Source organism: Haloferula rosea (assembly GCF_016595525.1).
Lineage (GTDB): Bacteria > Verrucomicrobiota > Verrucomicrobiia > Verrucomicrobiales > Akkermansiaceae > Haloferula > Haloferula rosea.
On sequence record NZ_JAENII010000001.1, the window covers coordinates 356,109 to 376,307 of the forward strand.

A 20,199-nucleotide genomic window follows, 5' to 3' on the forward strand; every position below is an offset into this window, starting at 1 on the left:
TGGAGGAGTGCTTCCGATGAAAGGTGCGCGGGGTTCCCTCTGGACCAAGGGGAGGCGTTGTCCCACCTTGCGTGGGTCAGCAAGACGAAGGGGGAATGGCCGAACTGGATAAGTCACAAAAGCGCGATGCGCGGCGGATGATCACCGCCTTGACCTGCACGAAGCTGGGCGATGCGCTGATCAATCCGAAGACCGTGCTGACGTGGATGCTGACGCAGTTGGGCACATCGAGTGCGGTGGTGTCGCTGCTGGTGCCGATCCGCGAATCGGGCTCGATGCTGCCCCAGTTGTTCATCTCCGACTGGGTGAAGCGGGCCCCACGGCGCAAACATGTGTTCGTGGCTGGTGCCTTGATGCAGGCGGTCGCGGTGGTGGCGATGGGCGCGGTGGCTTTGCTTCTGCCGCCGACGACAGCGGGACTGGTCATGCTTGCGGCGGTGGCGGTGTTTTCCGGGGCGCGGGCATTCTGCTCGATCAGTGCGAAGGATGTGCTTGGGAAGACGATTCCGAAGGGCGCGCGCGGCCGGGTCACTGGATTGGCGGCGACGATTTCCGGGGTGGTGGCCACTGCGGCGGCGCTCGCCCTGATGGTGATCAAGGAAGACTCGGCGGCGCGGACGCTTGCATGGGTGGTGGTCGGTGCTTCGCTGCTCTGGCTGTTGGGCTCCTTTTTCTACGGCCGCATCGATGAACCCGAGGACGACCCTGCGGACAACGAGGCCTCGGCGGATCTGATGGGGAGGCTGCGGCTTGTGAGGGATGATGGGTTGTTTCGTCGTTTCATCGTGGCGAGAAGTCTGCTGCTGGGAAGTGCCCTGGCGTCACCCTTGCTCGTGGTGTTGGCGGGGAAGCAGGGGAGTTCGATGCTGGCGCTCGGGGCATTTGTCATCGCCTCGGGGTTGGCGACCGCGACGAGTTCGTTCCTCTGGGGCAAGCTGGCGGACCGGGCTTCCCATCTGACGATGGCGCTGGGTGGTTTCATCACGGCGTTGGTGGGGGTTGCGGCCCTGGCGATCGGGTGGTGGGGTCCTGACTGGGCGCAGCGACCACTGGTGTGGCCGGCGATCTTCCTCTTGTTCAATCTGGGATACGCGGGGGTGCGTTTGGGGCGTTCGACCTGGGTGGTCGATGCGGCTGAAGGGGATCGCCGGACGGATTACGTGTCGGCTTCCAACACGATCATTGCGGTGGTCATCCTCTTGTTTGGTGCGTTGGCCGCACCCCTTCAGGCGTTGTCACCCTTGGTCCCCTTGGGCGGCTACTCGGTGCTCTGCGTGGTTGGTGGAGTGGTTGCCCTGAAGGCCGATCCCGATCGTTAGATCCTGGACTCGATCCATGGAATCAGCGGTCGCAGACGGGAGAGGCAGGTGTCCCCGTGGGCGAGCTTCTTGAGAGGAATGATCGAGTCCGGGGTCTGTTGGATCGCGACGAGCAACTCAGGACGCCGGGACGGATCCAGCAGTCGTTCCATCAGCTGAGCGAAGTAGAGGGACGCATCGCCGAGAAGTTCGGGATGGTCGGTATCGGCGAGGATGGTGGTGAGGGACTTGAGTGCCCGCGCCGTTTCCCCATTCCACGAGTCGCAGGCGGCCTGGAGCAGGTCGATGTCCCGATGATAGCGTCCGTTCGGGAAGCGCGTGCGATGCTCTTCGATTGCCTGCACGGCTTCGCCGAGCTTGGCGGGGTCGGGTCGGCTGTGGAGTTGCTTGTAGCCATTGGCAATGGGAGCTGCGGGAAAGTGGAACGCCCGGACATGGGGAATGGGAGCTGCATGTCGAACGAGGATGCGGGCCCGACGCAGGGAAGCGGCTTCGCATTTGGGGCTCTTCGGGTAGGTCTCGATGAACTTCTGCCACCTCGCCGGGCTTTGCCGGGTTACTTCGTTGCCATTGGGCAGGGGCCGGATCAGCGAGAGGAATTCGTAGAACGAAACCAGCGGTGAGTCGCTCGGCGGCTCTCCAACCGGGGAAGTGGATGACAGTCTCAGGGCGGCGTATTCGCCGAGCTGCTCCACCGTGACTCCGGGTGTGTGGGCGGCGGCGTGGAGGTCGTCGAGATTGTCAACCAAACGTAGTAGTTCATGGGCTTCGAGGTGGCTTCGGATCAATTCGAATTCGTGAGTCGCCTCGGTGAGGTCACCCCGGATTTCCTTCATCGTCTGATCGCTGTGTGGGAGGAAATGGAGACTGGCGAGGATGGCTTGGTAGCGCTGGTTGACGGCCTCGTCGGTTCCCCGGTCATTACCGGCCTCGAGCTCGGCGGCAATGGCGGCGTCGGCATTGCCGGGATTGTAGTCACCGGGCATCCAGTGGCCGAGAATGTCGGGTGGGACGAAGGTGAAGCGGACGGCGCGGGCGGTTTCAGGGCGGTCCGGGAAGTCGGATTCCAAGCGGTCGACCAATTCGTTCGACAGGCGGGTGGCGTCGGTTTCCACCGCGCGGGAGCACCGATAGAGAGAGAACTCGGCGAGTTTGAAAAGCACTTCGTTGGCGCCTTCCAACGCAGGTGCTGCGATCTCTGGATGAGTGGACCCGGCGGCGGCAAGGTAGTGGTCGAGCGCGTGGCTCAACTCATCCCGTGAGTCGAGTTCGGCGACGATCTCCTGATCGCTGATGCCGAGCATCCGGCCGTTGGTGCGGCGCAGTTGATCGAGCTTCGGGGATTCGCTGGCGGAGTAGTCGAACACGCTGAGCAGGGGGAGGGTGAGATGGCCGCGAAGGGCTTCCCACTGGCGGGCGTGACGAAGATGGGCGGCGGCCAGTCCGGGGTCGCGGGGGCTGGCCAGACGGATGGCTCGAGCGGTGTTCCGCAGCGATTTGAACTCGTCCTTCCAGCGCTCGGGGGTCAGGTGGATTTGGCGATGACCATTCCAGCGGCGGCCGAACTGATGGATGGGGAAAGCGGGCTGATCGGCCTCATCGAGGTGTTTTCCCGCCAGCGCGAAGTCTTCCTGGCAGAGGGCGCGGCTGCGGACGAGCGCACGGAGGATCCGGGTGCGGGGATCACCAGCCGGGAGGCGATCGAGCGGGCGTCGGATTTCATCGATCGGGGCAAACTGGGCGAGGGTGTCAATCCACTGGATGGCTTCGTGATCGGGATGAAGCATCATGTCCGGACGCTCCCGGTGCTCGGGATCGTAGAAACCGTCGAGGTCGAGAAGGATCAGGATCGCTTCGCCGGCCTCTCCGGCCCGCTGAAGCGCGAGGGCGTGATCGAAGCGCGATGGTCCGGTCAGCGGGCTGTCGGGGAAGGCTTTGTTGAGTTCGGCGTAGGCATCCGCACTGGCTTGGTAGTGTTCCTGTCTGGAGAGGGCAATGGCTCGGGCGTGGATCAATTCATCCGTCCTGGCGAGGGTGAGGCCGCGATCGAAGAGGGATAGTGCCTGGGCGGGGTCATCGTTCCTGAGCGCTGACCATCCGAGGATGAGGTGGGACGTGGCATCGAGGGCGATGTCCCTTTCGATGATGGTTCGTCCGAGTTCCTTCAGGGCGAGCCGGGAAAACGGGGAGGTCTTGAGGATACGTCGTTCGAGGAAGTGCAGGGTGCCCCGGTCACCCGTTTCGTTCGAGTAGTGGATGGGAAGGTGGACCTGATAGGCGGGGTCGACCGCGTGGAAAAGGAACAGGCGGGCGACGTCGGGATGGGAGGCGAGCAGCTCGAAATCGGGCATGGTTCCGAAGTAGCTGTGGTCTTCGTCCCAGAAGTCCTGGTCGAGGGCGCGGTCGTAGAGGCGAGCGAACAACTGATCCAATTCGCGCAGGGCGGAGGACATGACTTCGCGGGTCTGTTGGATTTCGAGACGGGCAAGCTGGCGGTCGATGGCGAGTCCGAGCTGGTTCTGGTCCGCGGCGACCGCGCCCAGCCAGCCATAGGCATCATCGGTGAAGCGTCCCTCGGGAAAGGTTTCGAGGTATTTGGCGAACTCCGTCTCGACGAGGTCGTATTGGTTGCGCTGGAGTCGGTGTTCTTCCGGAGTGCGATGGGGCATGGCCCGGGTAATGGCGAGCGAACAACGGCCCAGCATGAACGCGGCCACCTCACCACGTGGGTGGGCGGGGAATTCGGCCGAAGTTTCGACGAACAGGCGGTGAGCCCCACCGAATTCACCGAGTCGCATGAGCAAGGCGGCGTGGCGAACCAGATGGTTCGGGCGTAGGCCTTCAGGAGATGTTTTCAGCTTGTGCTGGGATATCCTCAGCAAGCTGGCGAGCTTGCGCTGGTGTGCTTGTCGAAGCTGTTTGATCTCATCGTCATCAAGATTCCAGTCCTTGACGGGTGCCTTGGGGAAGGTGCGGGTCAAGTCCGCCGAGCGCTCCCTGAGGTAGTCTTCGAATCCCGGTGTGGGCGCGTCGAGGAGCTCACCGCATTCAACGAGAAGATTGCCGATGGCCGGCTGATAGCGGGTGGCGCGGTTTTGCTCGATGAGTACCTGAAGTCGGGCTCGGCGGGTGGTTTCGTCGAGCTCTGGAAATGCTTCGAAGAACTCCGTGGTGGCTTGCAGGACCTGCTTGCGCGATTCACCACTTGAGGGTTTCGACTCGGCAAGCAGCTGCTGCCATGTCTTCCCCGCGGTGCGTTCCGGATAGCGGGCGAGCGGTGGGGGTGCCTGATAAAAGTGGGGTCCGCACGCAATGACCAGCGGGCTGAGCGCGATGAGGGTTCTCCTCAGGATCAGCGTGATGCGATGAGGGAGGTGGATGCGGCGGGTCATGGGGTGGGGTGGACGGACCAAGTGAGTTGGTCGGGATCGGTCAGATGAAGGAAGCGGTTCGCGGTGGAGAGGGATTCACCACTGTGGAGCTTGGCGAACTCCAACTCGAGGCGCTGGATCGTCTCCGGATGATTCAGCGAAGCCCCCGGTGCATGTTTCCTGAGAAAGTGATCCGGGCCGCCGTGGCCGAAGCTTCCGGGTGGGGCCTCGATGATGAGTTTGAACGGCCTGCCGGTGGGATGCATGATTAGATCCCCGGGGCCTTCGTTGATGAGTCGCAGGGTTCCGGCGGGGCGGATCTGGATCGTGAGTTTCGGGCTTGGCTTGGATCCCGCCTGGATTGCGGCGAGGTGAGGCACCGAATGCCATGCCTTGGACGGCGATGCCGGGTGGGCGAACCAGACAATCCCTCGTGCCCCCGCGGTGCGCGCCGCCTCGATGGCTTGGCGGGTGGTTGTCTCGTCGGGTTGTCGCCAGACCAGCGTTTGCTTTCTGGAGATCCGCGTGCCTGCCAGGCTGCCATTGGCAGTGACCTGATAGAGGCGCATCTGGTCGGGCTGCTGGGCGAGCGGCTCGATCGCAGGATGGGTAATCAGCCCGTTGATCGACCACTTGCGGTGGTGTCCGACGAGTGATCCGTCCTCATTGAAAAACGTCAGGCGCTGGTAGTTGGGCAGGCCGGCGCGCCACGGGGTGGAGCAAACCTTCCACTTGCGGATCCAAGTCACGGTGGAGGCATCGATGAGGGGATGCAGTTGTCCGTTGCGGACGTCGGCAGCATCATCCTTCTCCAGGTCGTAGAACATCGGCACGAGTTCATCGGCGACCTTCTCGAGGGCATCGAATCCCGGGGCATCGATCCAACTGGCGAGCGCGGTGACCGATAGGTGATCGAGTTCGAGGTCCTTCCGGAGTTTCTTCAGGCGTGCCGCGTACTGGGGAAGCAGGGAAGCGGGGCAATCGAAGTCGATCTGGAGTCTTCCGTGAAGCATGTAGCGGTCGAAGATGGTGATCTTGGCGGGGACCCCGCTTTTCGACGGACGGAGGAGGGTCCAGCAGTGATCCTGGAGGACGGTTTCCGCGCCGGGTGGAAAGCGGATGACCGGGCAGTAGTCCTGCAATTCGTAGTCCCGAATGCCTCCCGGTATCGGGAAGTTTGTCTGCATGTCCTCCATCAACCAGTAGAGCTGGGAACTGCCCAATTCCTGGAGTTCCTCAAGATCGTCCGGCCGGAAGGCGGTGCGGTCCCAAACCCAGAAAGCCGGGGCGGGGTCCCAGGTGGACTCGTCTGCGGCCGTCTCTTGGGAAGGCGTGGGCGGGGTCGGAGCATCGGTTTGGGACCTGCCGATGCAGACGCCGAGTCCGACGCATAGAAGGACGAGAAATCGAGCCATGACTCGCCGAGCCTAAGTGATGCTCGGGGCGATGGGAATACGGAATGACCACGGACGAAGTGGCTCTGTTCCGCGGTCCGGGGGCGCGGGCCGTCGGGCCATCCCGTGCCTGGGGCGCGGGCATGGATGGATCTCTTGGCAGGATCCCGGAGTTGAGGAATCCAGACGCTAGGACTCGCCGAGGAAGCCTGCCTTCAGGCCTTCCGCACGGCTCAGGCAGTCCTCGACATCCGGTCCGAGCAGGTTGGCGTGTCCCATTTTCCGGCGTCCGGCAGCGCGGCGTTTGCCGTAGAGATGGAGGCTGGTTCCTCCATCGGCAAAGAGGGGCGTCCAGTCGGGAGCGGTGGTCTCCTCCGGCCACATGTCACCCAGGAGGTTGAGCATGACGACGGGAGAAAGGAGCCGGGTCGAGCCCAGGGGAAGTCCGCAGACGGCACGCACCTGTTGCTCGAACTGTGAGGTGGCGCAGGCATTCAGCGTGTGGTGTCCGCTGTTGTGCGGGCGTGGAGCCATCTCGTTGACGATGAGCTCGCCGCCGGGGAGTTGGAAGAATTCCACTCCCATGATGCCACGGTAATTGAGTGCCTCGGCCACCGTCTTTGCCAGCTCGCGTGCGTCCTCGGCGTGTTCCTCGGGAATGCGGGCGGGGACGATGGAGACATCGAGGATGTGGTGGCGATGACGGTTCTCCGCCGGATCATAGACCGCGGTGTTTCCCTTGCCGTCGCAGGCGACCATCACGGAGATCTCGCGTTCGAAGGGGATGAATGCCTCGAGGACGGCTCGCGCGCCATCGAAGTCTTTCCACACTTCCTCGGGATCTTCTCCGCCTTCGAGCTTGCGCTGGCCTTTGCCGTCGTAGCCGAAGGCCGCGGTCTTCAGCACCGAGGGAGTGCCGATGCTGCGCATGGCGGCGGCGAGTTCCTCGGCGTTGCTGACGACTTCGAAGTTGGCGCAGGGGATCCCGTTGGAGCGGAGGAATGCTTTTTCCCGTTCCCGGTTCTGACAGATGGTCAGTGCTTCCGGGGACGGATGCAGCGGGACTTCGGAGGCCACGGCTTCGAGGGTTTGGCGTGGGATGTTCTCGAACTCGACGGTTGCGATTTCGACCCGTGAGGCAAACTCGGCGAGGGCTTCCGTGCTGTCGAAAGGAGCGTCGATCGCTTCATCCGCCACGGCCATGGCCGGAGCCTCGAGGCCGCCGGTCCAGACGAGCGTGCGGTAGCCCATCTGACGGGCCGCGGTGCAGAACATCCGGCCAAGCTGGCCGCCGCCGATGATGCCGATCAAGGTGCCGGGAGGCTTCATGCGTCGGTAAGTGGAGGGAGTTCGGCGGCCTTCACGGTGTCGCGCTGGTTGCGGCGGAAGGCTTCCAGTTTCTCGAGCAGCGCGGGGTCTTCACCGGCGATCATCGATACGGCGAAAAGCGCGGCATTGATGGCGCCTGCCTTGCCGATGGCAAAGGTGGCGGTGGGGATGCCGCCGGGCATCTGGACGATGGAAAGGAGTGAATCCATGCCTTTGAGAGCTTTCGACTCCACGGGAACTCCGAGGACGGGAAGGTCGGTGATGGCAGCGGTCATGCCTGGGAGGTGGGCGGCGCCACCTGCTCCCGCGATGATGCACTTGAGGCCCCGGGAACGGGCGGACTCCGCATAGCTGTAGAGCTTGTCGGGAGTGCGGTGAGCGCTCACGACTTCGGCTTCCCACGCCAGCCCGAAGTCCTCAAGGGTCCGGGCCGCGTGCTCCATGGTGGGCCAGTCGGATGTGCTGCCCATGATGATCCCAACGCTTGCGTCTGCCATGCGCGGAGCGTGGGGGATCAAAAACCGATATCCAACAAGGAATTTTCAGGATCCGCAGGTGAAATTCCCAGCGCCTGCGGATCCCGCGGACCGGGTTTCCCGGGCGCTCATGGGATCGGGCAAGGGTGCACCGCCCGGGTCGTCTACCTGACCTCGAGCTCGACTGTGCCGCTCATCGTCTCGGCGAGGATCCAGCGGTCGTTCCGGCGCTCCGCTTTCACCTGACTGCCATTCACGAACACCGAGGTTCCGGCTTTCCCTGCGGGAAGACTGACTCGAGCGGGCATGCCGGTCGGGAGCTTGAGGGAAAGCTTGAACGCATCGCCATTCGTCCAATCAATCAGGATCGGGCCACGGGGCGTGGGGACCTTGCCTTTGGCGTGCTTGAGGTCTCCGGTGTGGGGTTCGATCGAGGCGAGTTCCCATCCGGGAGCGGCAGCCTCGGCGCCGAGGATGTAGCGTGGGAACAGGTTCGCCGGAGCGGCGCCCCAGGCGTGGTTCCAGTCCTGGTTGGGCTTGTATTTCTGGTCCCAGGCTTCCCATGAGATGGTCGTGCCACTGTTGACCATGTGTTTCCAGCTGCGGTCGTTGTCCGCGGTGATGAGCTGCAGGGCGGCATCCGATTGTCCGTATTCGAACAGCCCCTCCATGAAATACTGGGCGGCGTAGACCGAGCACCTCATGCCCCGTCCAGCCATCCATTTCGCCAGAGCGCGTTCCTTGCCCTCCGGAGCGAGGCCGAATGCGAGGGGAAAGAGGCTGGCATGGAGTGATGCGTGATCGGTGCCGATCCCGTCGCGGTAGATGCCGCGCTTGGCGTCAAAGAAGGTCTGTTGGAACTTCTTGTGCGAGGCCTTGGCCTTGGCTTCGAAGTCTTTGGCTTCGTTCTCCAATTTCAGAGCCCGCGCCATTTCAGCCATCATTTGCAGGGCGCGGATGTGGAAGGCGTTGACCACCGTGTTGCGCGGAGTGAAGACATAGCCATCCCGCTCCTTCTGGGGCCAATCGACGATGTCCGTCCTCTTGATGTCCTGCGGTCCACTCTCGACGAGGTTGTCCTTGCCCCGTCGGTTCATGAGGGTCTTGGACTTGAGCGCTTCGTAGCGTCCGGCCATCCAGCCGAGGTCACCGGTGTGCATGTAGTCGGCATGCACCATGAAGACCATGTGCGGAGCCCACTCGGTGGGCCAGGTGCCATTGAGCAGGAGGTGGTCGATGGTGTCGCGGGCAATCTCGAGATCGTTGTCGGTGTAGTAGTGGCTGAGTTGATTCAGGTAGGCGTCCGCTTCGTAGGGGATGCGTTCCCGGTCACCATCGACGTAGAGCCCGGCGAAGGTGGTCGCCTTGATCGAGTAGTGGCAGAGGTCCCAGATTCGATTGATGGTTTCGTCCGAAGTCTTGAACGAGGCGGCGTCGTCATCCCAGGCGGCGAGGAACGAGGCGCGGCGGGTGATCTGCTCCGGCTTGAGCTCACCGGGCCATCCTTCGATTTCCACCCAGCGGAACGGGAGCAGGACGCCCCATTCCGCCGGGGTGAGGATGGCGGGCGGTGGCGGCGTGCGAGGCGTGCGGGGAGTCTTGCTCCAATCCTCGTACTTCATCGTCGTGGGATCCCAGGTGTTGCGCACGTCGGCGGGCGGTGCGGCGATGACGGTCGACTTGCCCTTCGGATCGACGGTGGTCAGGTTGTAGCGAACTGTGCCGGGTGGTTTGCGGTCGATTCTGCCGTCCTTCATCGACTCTCCGAAGTGGATGGTGATGGGTTTCGTGGCGCCGTCGGGCAGCTGCAGTTCGAGGTTGCCGAAGGCGACTTTCTCGAAGTCGACGAGCACGGTATTGTCGTCGAGCCGCTTGATCTTGAGAGGGGCTTGTTCGACCAATTTCACAGGTGCTGCATCGCAGGTCAGCAGGGTGACCCAAAGGCAGGTGGAGGCGACGAATCCTTTGGCCACGACGGGCAGGGGCTTTAATAGGTTCATGGAATGGATCAAGGAGGCAAGGGTTGGGGAGTGCAACTAAAAGCCCGCTGAGCGTTCGCTCAGCGGACTTAAAGCCCCGGAACAACCCAATTAAGTTCCGGGCTCTCCAGACCAACCCATATCGCTCTGGAGAAAATCTGTTGGGTCCCCTGACGGGGCATGAAAGTAAGTGAGGTGGAATCGGGGTTTCTCGCAGGAGGGCTCGGCATCATACCAGCGATGCTCAAGCTTATCGGAGGCTAGCGTTTCGCCGATGCCTGTCATGTCCCGGCTTTCAGGGACAGCCCGTCCACGGCCGGAGCTCATCCGCGGAGTCCCAAGAGGTCGGGCCTGCTGAGCGAGCATCAACCGGTGAAAATCGATGGCGACAAGCAGGGTCCCTGCGAGCCGCTCGGAGGGCACAGGTGCGGCAGAATGCTGTCGATGAAGGTCGCTAGATCGCAACCCTTGGAATTGTCGCATGCATGCACATTGCAATCAAGGATTGCAATGTGCAACAAATGTTCATTGCGGGAATGGGCATCATGTGCTCTGGCTAGGGGGATAGGCGTGCCGCACGGCGGGCACGGTTTGAGCTGGAGACTGCTGACAATTGCCCATGGACATCCTGATTATTGACGACGAAGAGAGCATCCGTACCGCCACGCGACTGGCCGTCGAATCGGAGGGGCACTACGTCGAGACCGCCGAGAACTCGAAAACCGCGATGATGCGGGTGCGTGAGGAGAACTGGGACCTGATCTTCCTCGACGTCCGCTTGGGCGAGGAGGACGGGCTCGAGTTGCTCGCCAAGATCCTCAAGAAGCGGCCCGACCAGCTCGTGGTCATCTTCACCGCCTACTCGTCGGTCGAGATTGCCATCAAGGCGACCCAGGAAGGCGCCTTTGACTATCTGGAAAAGCCCTTCACCCCCGATCGTGTGCGCGGGATCCTGCTGAAGGCCCGGAAGGCACTGGCCGATGGCAACGAGATCCGGACCTTGAGAAATACGGTGACCGAATTGAAGACCCAGGTGGAGAGCTCAGGACCTCCGACCCGGTTCTCGTCCGAGGATCCGATGATGCAGGGAGCGCTCGACACCTTGTTCAGGGCGGCGAAGACGCCAGCCTCGATTCTATTGCTGGGCGAAAGCGGAACGGGCAAGAGCGTGATTGCCAAAACGATCCACGAAAACAGCGACATCGCGCAGAAGCCTTTCGTCACCGTGAGTTGCCCGAGTCTCTCGAAACAACTGCTCGAAAGTGAACTCTTCGGACACGTGAGGGGAGCCTTCACGGGCGCAGTGAAGGACCAGTGGGGCAAAGTCCATGCCGCCGATGGAGGAACGCTGTTTCTTGATGAGATCGGTGAGCTTCCCATGGAAATCCAGCCGAAGCTTCTGCGACTTCTTCAGGAGCGGGAGTATGAGCGCGTCGGTGAGAACAAGACCCGCGCCGCCAATGTCCGGATCATCGCTGCGACCAACAGAAATCTGAAGGCGAGCATTGAGAAGGGCGAGTTCCGTGAAGACCTATATTACCGCATCAACGTGATCTCGGTGGAGCTGCCACCTTTGCGGGCGAGGACGGGTGACCTGCTGGCTTTCGCGGATGACTACCTCACCCATTTCAGCAAACAGATCGGTCGCAACATCAAGGGATTCTCTCCAGCCGCGCGCGAGTTCGTATCCTCCTACCCGTGGCCCGGTAACCTGAGGGAACTCCGCAATGCGATCGAGCGGGCGACCATCCTCGCCCGCGACGAGTACATCGAACCTCAGGACCTTCCCAATCGGGCGGCGGGTGCCATCGGGACTCCAGGGGCCGAGGAAAACAAGATCGTGCCCGGCGCGGATCTCACCATTCAGGAACTGGAGGAGGAGCACATCAGGCGCGTGCTTGAACGAATCAAGAGTCAGCAGCAGGCGGCGAAGATCCTCGGGATCGACAAGGCCACCCTTTACCGGAAACGGAAGCGTTATGATATCGCTTGAATCCATGAATCAGTTTGAACCGCAGGTCTGGCTTCGGCATGGTGTCGGGGGAGTTCCTTCGCGTCTCAACAAGAGAAGAGTGAAACCATGAGTGAAGAGTCCGATCCTGAATTGTCATCCGTGAGTCACGATATGAAATCTCCTCTAACAGGGATTCAGATGATGCTTCATTTGCTTCAGGAGCAGAAGGTCGGTCCTCTGAACGAAAAGCAGTTGATGATGGTGGAAAGGGCGAAAGCCGACTGCGACCGCTTGGTTCAGGTCATCAGCGATTACTTCAAGGATTAGCCTGCATCCCAACTCCCCCCATGCATCCACTTGCGGCCGCGATCGCCAATTTCAGTAAATCTGTGACCATGCCGAATTCATCCGAAAGCGACTCAGCACAACAGACCGCGGATTCTCTTGAAGAGGAAGCCTTGCAACATGTTGCCGAAGTGCTTCCGCACATTGTCTGGACGGGGACACCGGAAGGGAGCGTCGATTTCATCAGTCCCCAACTGAGTGAATACACCGGGGTGCAACCGGATGATGAGGGCTTTCTGGACTGGACGGGCTATGTGCATCCGGACGACTTGGAACTGGTGGTGAGTCGATGGTCTGAAGCTCGCGAGCGGAAGCAGACCTATTCGGCCGAGCAACGTCTTCGTTCCAAGCGAGGGGGTTACAAATGGTTCATTGCCCGGGCCGAGCCGGTCATCGGGGAGGACGGGGAAGTCACGAAGTGGTGTGGCACGCTCACCAGCATTCATGAGCACAAGGTTGCCGAACGGAAGCTGAAGTCTGCCTCCAGGCAGAAGGATGAATTCATCGCGATGCTCGGCCATGAGCTCCGGAATCCTCTCGCCGCCATCGCCGCGAGTCATCTGGCGCTCAGTAAGGAGGGGCTGGGGGAAGAGGACCGACGTGGTGCACTGAACATTCTCGGCCGGCAGATCAACCACCTGACTCGATTGGTGAATGATACCGTGGACGTGGCGCGGCTGTCCTTCGGCAAACTCCGGCTTGATACCCAACCTCTGGAACTCAATCAACTGGTTGCGGACTGGGCGGAGGGCTATCGTTCGGTTGTCGAAGAGGGGGGCTATCGATTGAAAGTCGAGCTGGAGGCGGATGAGATATGGGTTGATGGCGACGCAGTCCGACTTTCCCAGTGCATCAACAACCTCGTCGGGAATGCGATGAAGTTCGCCGAGTCGGGAACCGAGGTGGTGGTGAGGACCACTTCCGATCCGTCCGGCGATCATGCCGAGATCCGGGTCATCGATTCAGGGGTCGGCTTGGATGGTGAGGAGGTGGAGAATCTTTTCAAACGCTTCACCCAGGGGCGGGGTGCTGGTGTGCAGGACGTCGGGGGACTCGGCCTGGGTCTGTCGGTGGTTCGTGAGATCATGCAGATGCACGAGGGTGCGGTGGAGGGCTCGAGCAGGGGCAAGGGGCGTGGAGCAACCTTCACTCTCAAGATGCCGATCGGCAAGAAGCCTGACGTGGCAGCCGAAAGGGAGGAGGAGCAGAGTGAAGATCCGCAAGCCAAGAGCATCCTCCTGGTGGAGGACAATACCAGTGTTGCACGATCTCTTGAGTTATTTCTCCAGTTGGAAGGTCATTCGGTCACCCTGGCAGCGGACGGCAAGGAGGCGTTCGAGAAGCTTGCAACCGACCGCTTTGATCTGATCCTGAGTGATTTGACCCTACCGGGGGAAATCAGTGGATGGGATATCGCAAGCCGTGTGCAGCACGACTTTGCAAACACGCCGGATGATTTACCTTACCTGGTAGCTCTCTCCGGTCATGCGCTTCCCGAGCATGTGGAGAAGTCGAAGGCCGCTGGATTCGAAGAACATATCGCGAAACCCCCGTCGCTCGACCAGTTGCGTGCGGTTCTCTCTCGCGCGTCGGGTCCGGCGTGATCAGAGTTCGGGCTGCTCCGCTTTGTTGATTCCCGGTTGCCGGGCCATCCACCGCTGGGTGGCCAGTCTCGCAACCGCGCCTATGGCGCCCGTCACGATTGCCCAGCGGGCAGCATCCTTGAACGAGGTGTCGGGATGGGCGGGGTGCTGTTCGCCGTCCCCCAATTTGGAGAGACCACGGTCGGCGGCCGACCTTGCCGCCTTGGCGGCAAGCGTCGGCAACAGGGCCGCGGCGACAGCGAGTCCGAGTGCTTTGGAATTCATGCCTCGATTCGTGGGTGCAGCGGGGGTGCGAACCACCCGCTGCTTGGAGAGCTATCGTTAGAGGAAAAAGCTGATGACCGCGATGATGAGGAACACCACGAGTAGGATCTTGGCGATGCCAGCGAACTGGCTCGCAACTCCGGTGAATCCAAAGATGGCAGCGATGAGGGCGAGGACGCCGAATATGATGGCAATGTGTAACATGGTTTTGGTTGTTGTGTTTGTTGGAGAGTCTTGGCTCTTCCCCTCCCTTCTTTGCAATCCGTGTTCCAACGGGATATCAAGGGATTTGGCAGAATTCAACGAGTCAAATCGTGCATCGTGCATCATCGGAGTGGCTTTCGGGTTGCGATATGACTGCCAATCGGGCGGTTGGGTCTGATCGGGAGATCGGCAAGAAAGGGCGATTGGGAGGTTTCTTCAGTGCAGTAGGAGGAGAATGTGGGGAATCACCAGCAATCGACCGCTGAAACGAATTCCATGGGCGGCGTGGTTTCGGAATTGCTGAGTCAAACGGCCAATGATCAAGCGACTGAAGGAATCTTTCGACTTTTCGAAGCGACAGCTTCGCGACGCGACCCGTCTCGCTTTGCAAGCTGCGGCAGCGGCCTCATCGACCTTTCTCATCATGCAGGCACTGGGCATGGCGGAGGAATTCGTCGGCATTCTCTCTGCGGTCCTGGTGCTCAGTCCTGGCATTGGTGGCACCATTACCAGTGCTTGGAAAAGGTTGGCTGCCACGATCATTGGCGCCGCAGTGGGTGCGCTTTGCTTTTGGATCATTCCTGGCGGCTACGGGACCGCATTGGCGTTGTCGATTTCGATGCTGGTGATGAATGGGATCACGGGACTGTTCCCACAGTGGCGCTACGGAGTCGTGGCCGCCGTTGCACTCGCACTTGGCTCGGAGGACGATGTCATGGCCACGGCTCTGGACCGGAGCCTCTCGATTGCGCTTGGGGTGGTTGTCGGCATCGTGGTTTCGATCGGGGTGTGGCCAAGCAAGTCTTCGGCGCGTAGCAAGTCGTTCATCCGGGAGGCGCTTTCGTTGACGGCTGAGCGACTGGAGCTGGCTCTGTCACACACATCGAAGGATGTGACGGATGAGGCTTCCAAGGCTCTCGCGGATCTGGAGAATCGATACAGTTCCCTCATTTCTCATGCGCGGAGTGAGGCATCGAACGTGAATGTGGCCGACAATGAACGACTCCTGGAGCGTCTCGATGCTGCGGATCGGATTGATCACTCGGTCCGCCTGATTCACCGCGTGGCCACCGAAGAGGACCAGATCGAACATGAGGGAAACAAGATGGTGCAGACACTGGAGGAGGTCGGGCAGTCGATGCAGCAGATTCTGAGAGGAACCTCGTCCGACGAGCAGGATGAAGAACGGCCATCCATGCGTGCGCTGCATGATCGGATTGAGGAACTGAGGGGCGTCACGGGCGGGGACGAGTCGAAGGATGACTGGCATCATGTGAACCGAGTGGTGCTCGTCTTTGCCTTGGACGAGATTGTCGAAGCCATGGAGATACTGGGACGATCTGCCGAAAGCGGATCATCGGGCGGGTAGGTGGGGCAAAATGCCTACCTGCAAGATTCAGCTAAGTGCAATCTGCCCTCGTGCAGGCTCGATGGATGGGTCTTGAATCTGTGGAAACGTCGTATTTCCAAGGGTCAAGGCCAGGGTCAGTGGATGGCATGGGGCGTGCGAAAAGGTTCCCATGATGAAACTGCAAGGAAACCTCATTCCCTACATCGCTGCGAGCATGCTGCTGATCGCGGTGGATCTGACACTGGCAGGTCCGGGCATCGGAGAACCGGTGCGGAAGGCGCAGGCATTGTCTGAGGCCAGTTCGTCGCTCGAAGAGAGGATCAGCAGGTTTTTGAAGAACAGTGACCGCATGCAAGGTGCGGCAGTTGATATTCAGGTCCGCGACCACATTGCCATCGTGACGGGAACGGTCGACAACCTCGACCAAGCTGAGTGGATTGCAGCCACCTGCTTTGCGACTGATGAGGTTTACGGAGCGGTTCAGCGGATCGAGATCGATGCTTCCCGGTATGATCAGAGCACCGCTCAAGAGTCGCTTCAACACATGCTCAATCACTCGCCTGCTCTGGAGGCCACCGAATTGGTGGTGACGGCGGCCGAGACACCGGAGGTGATGATCACGGGTGAGGCAGGTGATCCTGATGAGATCGAGTTTGCGCGAGAGCTGGCCAGCAGGATCCCCGGTGTGCGGGCGATTCGAGTGAACGCCACGATCGATCCTCTGCGCTTCCGTTCCGACGAGGCGATCGAGGCGCAGCTCGGCTTCATGCTGCTGGATGACCCACTCACTGCCCATTTTCCGGTCAGGTTCCTGGTCACCGACGGCTTGTTGAGTATCGAAGGGAAGGTCGGGTCATCGGACGCGAAGCGCTACCTCGCCGAGAAGTTCATGGTGAGCGGTATTCGCAACGTCGACCTGAGTGGCATCGAGACCGATCGCGACTTGAACCTGCCTGGGATGTCCGACAAGGGATACTTCCCTTCCGATGGATTGCGGGTGCTTGAGATGGCTTGCGACATGGATGCTCGCCTTGCCGAACTCGACCGTGAGTTCAGAGAGGATGCCGGGAGAATCTTTGTGGAAGCTCCGCGGATCACCCGTTCCGAGGCGGAGGCAATCATGGAGAATGCCCGTGGGCTTCCAGGGATCCGCGGGGTATTCCTGCCGGCCCCTACGGACGGAAACAAGGTACTGAGTCAGCGTTGATCGCCAACAGCTCAGGATGCCGCATGGACACTGATACAAGAGGTGGCGAGTTCGTCGGGGCCGAGGGATGGTTGGAGTCGGGTTTCCGCCCGGGGAACCAGGTGGAAGCGTTGGTCAATGGAGACGAGATCTTCCCGGCGATGCTCGAGGCCATTCGAGATGCGCAGCACTCGATCTGTCTGGAAACCTATATCTACTGGAACGGCGAGATCGCGAAGGAGTTTGCCGATGCGCTTTCCCATGCTTCACGCCGCGGCGTGGAGGTGAGGGTCGTGCTCGATGATTATGGTTGTAGCCGGCTCGACGACCAATTGCTGGTGGAGATGCGCGATGCGGGAGTCGGGATCCACATGTATCGGCCCGTTCGTTGGCTGCAACTGCGGCGAAGCAATCATCGCAGTCACCGCAAGCTCATGATCGTGGACCGGAGCGTTGGTTTCATTGGTGGGGTCGGCATTGCCGACGAGTGGAACGGCGACGCCAGGAATCGCTCCGAGTGGAGGGACAACCATTTCCGTGTCGCCGGCCCGGTCGTCCACGACATGGAGCGCGTGTTTGATCAGCACTGGCCGGGGGATGCTCTGGCTGTGGGTAGCGACTGCCCTGCCAACATGGAACCGAAGGGTTCACTTAGCGCCGGGGTTCTCGCATCCGAACCACTGCAAAACCACTACGAGGTGGCAATGGTGTTTGCCACGGCACTGGACCGTGCGGAAGAGTCGGTCCATATCTGCTCTCCCTATTTCCTTCCGGATGATCGTCTCAAACGAGCGCTGCTCGCAGCCCGCGAGCGCGGGGTTAGCGTGGTGGTGGTCACAGCGGGGAAACATACCGACAAGCAGATCGTTCGGTGGGCTTCCAGGCACAACTGGGAAGATCTGCTGGAAGCGGGTGTGGAGATCCATGAGTTCGACCCGACGCTCATCCACGTGAAATCCATCGTCGTTGATCATCTTTTGACCATTGTCGGGAGCGCCAACTTCGACGTCCGCTCTGCGAGGTTGAATGATGAAGCCTGTCTTGTGGTGAAGGACCGTGGCTTTGCGGAGGAAGAGGAAAGGCGTATCGCGGAAGACCTGAAAAGGTGCAGCAGGGTCTCACTGGATGACTGGCGGTCGCGGACGCTCTGGCAAAGGCTGCTGGACGGGGCTGCCAACCTTCTCAAGGCTCATCTTTAGGGCCATGAGTCGTTTGCACCTGGGAATGACTGACCAATCAAATCGATGAGTGAATGCGACCACGAGGACACGAGCTCCAGTCATGAACTTGCCGAAGAGCGTACGGCGAAGGCGGAGAAGCGGACGGATATGGCGAGCGAACGCACCCTGTTTGCAAGCGAGCGGACTTTCGCAGGCTGGGCGAGAACCTCGTTTGCATCGATTGCCCTGGGGCTCGGCCTTCAAGCCCTGTTCAAGGCCGTGGAGCCCACTTGGTTGGCAAAGTCCATTGCCACCCTGTTCGTGGTGCTCGGTGTCGTGATCATCTGGGGAGCGGAACGCCGTGCTGCATCCTTGCTTGCTGGAGAAGAAGAGTCCCTGGTCCTGCCATCGAAGTTCTTCCGGTTTCTTGCCGCCGTTGTTTCAGTGGGGGGACTGGCATTGATCGCCGTGCTGTGGTGGTGGGCCTGATCTCCGCGATCGGATGATTGGAAGCGATGTAGATGAATCGTCGCTTGCTGGCCAATGTCGTGGCTTCCGGGAGAGTTTCCGTTGAGTGCGGTAATCCAGCTTGTCCCAGCGCGAATGGGTTGGCTCGGAGCACAGGTGGCCGCCGGGCGATTGGCTATTTGAGAAGATTCTCTTCTTCGCTGCTCATTTCGACCATGGCGATCTGCTTGTCGATCGTGTCGTCGGCCCGGGTCTCCATCGGGCTCTCCGTCACCTTCCTTTTAGGTCCCTTGTTGGGGCCGACTGAGGAGTTCTCCATCATGTGGATGCGATAGATCGGCTCCGGCATTTCGATGTCCGCGTCGTCAAAGCGCTCCTTGACCAAGCGGATCGCCTCGCTCCGAACCCTGAGGAAATCGCTTTCCGTCTGATCGATCCAAGCGAGGAGGCGGAGGTTGACCGTGCTGTCTCCTAGCTCCTCGATGATTGCTGACGGTGCCGGGTCATGAAGTACGGCAGGAATGGAACCCAAGGTCTCGAGGCCAAGTTCGCGCACGGCGACAAGATCCTGCTCGACGGAAATGCCCACGCTGAAGTCAAAACGTCGGCGAGGATTTCTTGTGTAGTTGACCAGTTCCGAGTCCATCACTTTTCGATTCGGGATCCTGAGATGGTTGCCTTCGAGGGTCATGAGAACGGTGTCCCGTGATGTCAGCCGGATGACCTTGCCGGTGAACTCACCGACCTTGACCGCGTCGCCGGAAGCAAAGGGGTTCCTCATGCTGAGAAGAACACCTGCAAGGTAGTTCTCCACGATGTTCCTGAAGGCAAAGCCAAGCGCGATGCCGACCACTCCGGCCACGCCGAGCAAAGCGCCCGCGATGGCGGTCGCGTCCAGCAATTCGAGTGCGATGATGATGCCGAGACCGACAAAGACGAGTCGGATGACGCGTCCCACCAATGCGGTCGCGAGGTCTGCCAAGCCGAATTTTTTCCACCAGTGCTGCTTCTTTGACAGCCAGGCACCGAGGAATGAAAAGAGCAGGATCGACGCGAGTGCCAGCAGGATGAGAGGCAGTCGGCGGATCGTCTCATCCCACAGCTCGGTTGTTTTCTTCAGCGCAGGTGCCAAGCGGCTGTCGATGTCGACTGCTTTCGACACACGGTTGCGGACATGAACCACTCCTTCCATCCGACGGGCAAGTGCTCCCGCCGTCTCCACATCGCCTTCATTCTCAACCTCGCCATTCAAGGATACGACGCCTGAGGTGACGACCACCTCAACGTCAGCGAGGCCGTCGACAGCTCGGAAAATCTCCCGCAAGCGTTCCTCGATCCTGCTGTCCGAGGCTGCGGGATCGGCTTCGATGGTTTTGGTGATCTCCGATTCAGAAATCGTGGGAGGATCCTGTGCCCGCATCATTCCGCACGATGCAAACAGGATCAGAACAACTGCGATGGCAGCTGCGGCCCGGGCTGGGAGCCCAGGTGACGTGAGCGTGGAGGAATCGAGAGCTGTCATGGAGATGCAAGAGGGTCTTGAAGGTCGGGAACTACCAGGCCCAGCCCTCGTCAGTCTCGACGATGTCAGGAGTCTCGCCTTGGCCGGCCGACGGAACGGCATTCGCCGGAATTTCACGAGTGCCGGATGTCGGCCCAATCTCTCGGTCTGCGAACGAAGGATGCGTCGGAAATGCACCATGACGATTCAAGTCGGTCGTGGTGCGGTCACTCTGGTCGTCGACGATGGAGAGATGGCGCATGAGTTAGAAAGCGTAGGAAGGATCGTACTCCG

The 20,199-nt window shown here is 60.7% G+C and carries 17 protein-coding genes; 8 read left to right on the forward strand and 9 right to left on the reverse strand.

What is annotated here, in order from left to right:
- Nucleotides 1–95: 95 nt before the first annotated feature.
- Complete coding sequence (locus JIN81_RS01265) at nucleotides 96–1,319, forward strand: MFS transporter (RefSeq protein ID WP_200275469.1); 1,224 nt, start codon at nucleotides 96–98, stop codon at nucleotides 1,317–1,319.
- Here JIN81_RS01265 and JIN81_RS01270 read toward each other — a convergent pair.
- The 5 genes from JIN81_RS01270 to JIN81_RS01290 form a co-directional block, all read right to left on the reverse strand.
- On the reverse strand, nucleotides 1,316–4,711 hold the full coding sequence (locus JIN81_RS01270; RefSeq protein ID WP_200275471.1) for a tol-pal system YbgF family protein: 3,396 nt from the start codon (nucleotides 4,709–4,711) through the stop codon (nucleotides 1,316–1,318). The two genes, JIN81_RS01265 and JIN81_RS01270, sit on opposite strands and share 4 nt — an antisense overlap.
- Nucleotides 4,708–6,105 carry a DUF3142 domain-containing protein gene (locus JIN81_RS01275; RefSeq protein ID WP_200275473.1) on the reverse strand — a complete coding sequence of 466 codons (1,398 nt, stop codon included), beginning with the start codon at nucleotides 6,103–6,105 and terminating at the stop codon, nucleotides 4,708–4,710. The genes JIN81_RS01270 and JIN81_RS01275 overlap by 4 nt, the downstream gene beginning before the upstream one ends.
- 168 nt (nucleotides 6,106–6,273) lie before the next feature.
- Nucleotides 6,274–7,413, reverse strand: a complete 1,140-nt coding sequence (locus JIN81_RS01280; RefSeq protein WP_200275475.1) for a 5-(carboxyamino)imidazole ribonucleotide synthase — start codon at nucleotides 7,411–7,413, stop codon at nucleotides 6,274–6,276.
- Nucleotides 7,410–7,883 carry a 5-(carboxyamino)imidazole ribonucleotide mutase gene (gene purE, locus JIN81_RS01285; RefSeq protein ID WP_325100827.1) on the reverse strand — a complete coding sequence of 158 codons (474 nt, stop codon included), beginning with the start codon at nucleotides 7,881–7,883 and terminating at the stop codon, nucleotides 7,410–7,412. Before purE ends, JIN81_RS01280 begins: the two co-directional genes overlap by 4 nt.
- Nucleotides 7,884–8,053: 170 nt before the next feature.
- Complete coding sequence (locus JIN81_RS01290) at nucleotides 8,054–9,889, reverse strand: alpha-L-rhamnosidase-related protein (protein WP_200275479.1); 1,836 nt, start codon at nucleotides 9,887–9,889, stop codon at nucleotides 8,054–8,056.
- A gap of 598 nt (nucleotides 9,890–10,487) precedes the next feature.
- On the opposite strand from JIN81_RS01290, the gene JIN81_RS01295 reads away from it, so the two are divergent.
- From JIN81_RS01295 to JIN81_RS01305, 3 genes are all read left to right on the forward strand, one after another.
- Nucleotides 10,488–11,861, forward strand: coding sequence for a sigma-54-dependent transcriptional regulator (locus JIN81_RS01295; protein ID WP_200275481.1), 1,374 nt, complete (start codon nucleotides 10,488–10,490; stop codon nucleotides 11,859–11,861).
- Between the two features lie 87 nt (nucleotides 11,862–11,948).
- The gene (locus JIN81_RS01300) at nucleotides 11,949–12,149 is read left to right on the forward strand and encodes a histidine kinase dimerization/phospho-acceptor domain-containing protein (protein WP_200275483.1); all 201 of its coding nucleotides are present in this window, start codon (nucleotides 11,949–11,951) and stop codon (nucleotides 12,147–12,149) included.
- 68 nt (nucleotides 12,150–12,217) lie between these two features.
- Complete coding sequence (locus JIN81_RS01305) at nucleotides 12,218–13,771, forward strand: hybrid sensor histidine kinase/response regulator (RefSeq protein WP_200275487.1); 1,554 nt, start codon at nucleotides 12,218–12,220, stop codon at nucleotides 13,769–13,771.
- Here JIN81_RS01305 and JIN81_RS01310 read toward each other — a convergent pair whose 3' ends face one another.
- A complete protein-coding gene (locus JIN81_RS01310) occupies nucleotides 13,772–14,035 on the reverse strand; it encodes a DUF4235 domain-containing protein (protein WP_200275488.1) in 264 nt (87 codons plus the stop codon).
- Nucleotides 14,036–14,092: 57 nt separating this feature from the next.
- The gene (locus JIN81_RS01315) at nucleotides 14,093–14,239 is read right to left on the reverse strand and encodes a DUF1328 domain-containing protein (RefSeq protein ID WP_200275489.1); all 147 of its coding nucleotides are present in this window, start codon (nucleotides 14,237–14,239) and stop codon (nucleotides 14,093–14,095) included.
- A 316-nt stretch (nucleotides 14,240–14,555) separates the two neighbouring features.
- On the opposite strand from JIN81_RS01315, the gene JIN81_RS01320 reads away from it, so the two are divergent.
- From JIN81_RS01320 to JIN81_RS01335, 4 genes are all read left to right on the forward strand, one after another.
- Complete coding sequence (locus JIN81_RS01320; protein ID WP_200275491.1) at nucleotides 14,556–15,608, forward strand: FUSC family protein; 1,053 nt, start codon at nucleotides 14,556–14,558, stop codon at nucleotides 15,606–15,608.
- A 151-nt stretch (nucleotides 15,609–15,759) separates the two neighbouring features.
- Nucleotides 15,760–16,797: a BON domain-containing protein gene (locus JIN81_RS01325; protein WP_200275493.1), complete on the forward strand. Its 1,038-nt coding sequence runs from the start codon at nucleotides 15,760–15,762 to the stop codon at nucleotides 16,795–16,797.
- A gap of 23 nt (nucleotides 16,798–16,820) precedes the next feature.
- Complete coding sequence (locus tag JIN81_RS01330; protein ID WP_200275495.1) at nucleotides 16,821–17,975, forward strand: phospholipase D-like domain-containing protein; 1,155 nt, start codon at nucleotides 16,821–16,823, stop codon at nucleotides 17,973–17,975.
- Nucleotides 17,976–18,020: 45 nt separating this feature from the next.
- Nucleotides 18,021–18,425 carry a YidH family protein gene (locus JIN81_RS01335; protein WP_200275498.1) on the forward strand — a complete coding sequence of 135 codons (405 nt, stop codon included), beginning with the start codon at nucleotides 18,021–18,023 and terminating at the stop codon, nucleotides 18,423–18,425.
- Nucleotides 18,426–18,579: 154 nt separating this feature from the next.
- Here the strand turns inward: JIN81_RS01335 and JIN81_RS01340 are convergent, their stop codons facing one another.
- Together JIN81_RS01340 and JIN81_RS01345 are read right to left on the reverse strand one after the other, a co-directional pair.
- A complete protein-coding gene (locus JIN81_RS01340; protein WP_200275500.1) occupies nucleotides 18,580–19,827 on the reverse strand; it encodes a mechanosensitive ion channel family protein in 1,248 nt (415 codons plus the stop codon).
- Between the two features lie 130 nt (nucleotides 19,828–19,957).
- On the reverse strand, nucleotides 19,958–20,167 hold the full coding sequence (locus tag JIN81_RS01345; RefSeq protein ID WP_200275502.1) for a hypothetical protein: 210 nt from the start codon (nucleotides 20,165–20,167) through the stop codon (nucleotides 19,958–19,960).
- Between the last annotated feature and the right edge of the window lie 32 nt (nucleotides 20,168–20,199).